This window comes from Aeromonas sp. HMWF015 (genome assembly GCF_963878965.1).
In the GTDB taxonomy this organism is placed as follows: domain Bacteria; phylum Pseudomonadota; class Gammaproteobacteria; order Enterobacterales; family Aeromonadaceae; genus Aeromonas; species Aeromonas veronii.
In genome coordinates this window covers 1-2,424 of the sequence record NZ_CAWNZT010000061.1, presented here as the reverse complement: position 1 = coordinate 2,424, position 2,424 = coordinate 1, and the positions used below count along the sequence as shown (strand labels likewise).

Annotated in this window: 3 protein-coding genes; 1 reads left to right on the top strand and 2 read right to left on the bottom strand. The window is 55.8% G+C overall.

All coding sequences use genetic code 11. The annotated features are described in order from the left end of the window. The coding region (locus tag AACS18_RS02825; protein WP_146184842.1) for a DUF4124 domain-containing protein at window positions 1–128 on the bottom strand (128 nt) is incomplete at its 3' end. Window positions 129–243: 115 nt separating this feature from the next. After that, entirely contained in the window at window positions 244–1,653 is a 1,410-nt protein-coding gene (glnA, locus tag AACS18_RS02820; protein ID WP_042062421.1) for a glutamate--ammonia ligase, read from the bottom strand. A gap of 351 nt (window positions 1,654–2,004) precedes the next feature. Here glnA and AACS18_RS02815 point away from each other — a divergent pair. Next, window positions 2,005–2,424 (top strand): GTP-binding protein (locus AACS18_RS02815; RefSeq protein ID WP_146184841.1); only part of this gene is annotated, 420 nt, incomplete at its 3' end.

The window sequence follows — 2,424 nt, the reverse complement described above, 5'->3', positions numbered from 1 at the left end:
GGGGGGGGCGCATCCGAGTAGTGGGTGATGCCATTGCCATCGACCCAGGAGTAGACCTTGGCCGCTTCCGCACCGAACGAGGTCAGCAACAGGAGGCTGAGTACCCCTATGCCATGCTTGTTGTTCATCCATCTCTCCTTGACGGTATTTTGCTTAATCCTATCAGAGAAAAAACCCGCCAGATGGCGGGTTTTGTCACGATTAAGCAAGCTGGCCGGATTTAAATGGGCAGCCTGTTCTGGCTTAGACGGAGTAGTACAGTTCGAACTCCAGCGGGTGCGGAGTCATGCGCACACGGTCAACATCCTGCTGTTTCAGTTCCAGATAGGAGTTGATGAAGTCATCGCTGAACACGCCACCACGGGTCAGGAACTCGCGATCGCTATCCAGAGCAGCCAGCGCTTCGTCCAGAGAACCGGCAACGGTCGGTACTTCTGCGGCTTCTTCCGGCGGCAGGTCATACAAGTTCTTGTCCATGGCATCGCCAGGATGGATCTTGTTGATGATACCGTCCAGACCTGCCATCAGCTGGGCTGCGAAGGCCAGGTACGGGTTGGCAGCCGGATCCGGGAAGCGCACTTCGATACGACGTGCTTTCGGGCTCGGTACCACCGGGATACGGATGGAGGCAGAGCGGTTGCGGGCAGAGTAAGCCAGCATGACCGGTGCTTCATAACCCGGAACCAGACGCTTGTAGGAGTTGGTGGTCGGGTTGGCGAAGGCGTTGATGGCCTTGGCGTGCTTGATGATACCGCCGATGTAGTGCAGCGCCATCTCGGACAGGCCGCCATACAGGTCGCCGGCGAACAGGTTGACGCCGTTCTTGGCCAGAGACTGGTGGCAGTGCATGCCGGAGCCGTTGTCACCGAACATGGGTTTCGGCATGAAGGTAACGGTCTTGTTGTAGGCGTGGGCCACGTTGTGGATCACGTACTTCAGTACCTGCACTTCGTCAGCTTTCAGCGTAAGAGTGTTGAAGCGGGTAGCGATTTCGTTCTGACCGGCAGTGGCCACTTCGTGGTGGTGAGCTTCAACGACCTGGCCCATCTCTTCCAGCACCAGACACATGGCGGCGCGGATATCCTGGGAGGAGTCGACCGGTGCAACCGGGAAGTAACCGCCTTTCACGAACGGACGGTGCCCCTTGTTGCCATGCTCATAGGCAGTGCCGGAGTTCCATGCGGCTTCTTCAGATTCGATTTTCACGAAGCTGTGGCCCATGGTGTTGGAGAAGGTGATGTTGTCGAACATGAAGAATTCCGGCTCCGGCCCGAACAGCACGGTGTCAGCGATGCCGCTGGACTTCAGGAAATCTTCTGCACGTTTGGCGATGGAGCGCGGATCGCGATCGTAGCCCTGCATGGTGGCAGGCTCCAGTACGTCACAAACGATGTTCAGGGTGGTCTCTTCGGTGAACGGGTCCAGCTTGGCGGAGGCTGCGTCCGGCATCAGTACCATGTCGGATTCGTTGATGCCCTTCCAGCCGCCGATGGAGGAACCATCGAACATCTTGCCGTCTTCGAAGAAATCTTCATCAACCTGGTGAGCAGGGATGGATACATGCTGCTCTTTACCCTTGGTGTCGGTAAAGCGCAGATCAACAAACTTGACTTCGTGTTCCTGGATCAGGGCCAAAACGTTCTGGGCTGACATGCTAAGTAACCTCCGGTGTTAAAACTCTCTGGGTGAATGCGTCGTCGTATTCACATAAGCCAGTATCGTGCCAAGTTTGTGACAGCTTGATTTCAGGGCAATCTCGCTGAAGAGGCTCCCCAAAATCAGGCGATCTCGACTCGCGTTGCATCAATTTAGTGCGATGGTGGATCGTTTTGGTGCACTGTAATGGTGCGCGAAATACGGTCACCGCCCATCTAAGCAGGGTTTGTCAGAGAGGTCTATGATCCAGATCTGTTGTTATGCGCGAATGTACTGCAATTCTGCTAGGCAGATCACAAAGGCAAGAGTACAATTAGCGCCCAATTTTACCCGGTGATTGAGGCGAGAATGTTAGAGAATTTACGCAATATTGCGATTATTGCGCACGTTGACCACGGCAAAACGACTCTGGTTGATAAGCTGCTGCAGCAGTCCGGCACCCTGGACCGCTCCACGGAAGGCCAGGAACGGATCATGGACTCCAATGATCTGGAACGGGAACGTGGCATCACCATTCTCGCCAAGAACACTGCGATCCGCTGGAATGACTACCGCATCAACATCGTTGATACCCCGGGTCACGCCGACTTCGGTGGTGAAGTAGAGCGCGTACTGTCCATGGTTGACTCCGTGCTGCTGCTGGTTGACGCCGTAGACGGCCCGATGCCGCAAACCCGTTTCGTGACCCAGAAGGCGTTCGCTCAGGGTCTGAAGCCGATCGTGGTCATCAACAAGGTTGACCGTCCGGGTGCTCGTCCTGACTGGGTA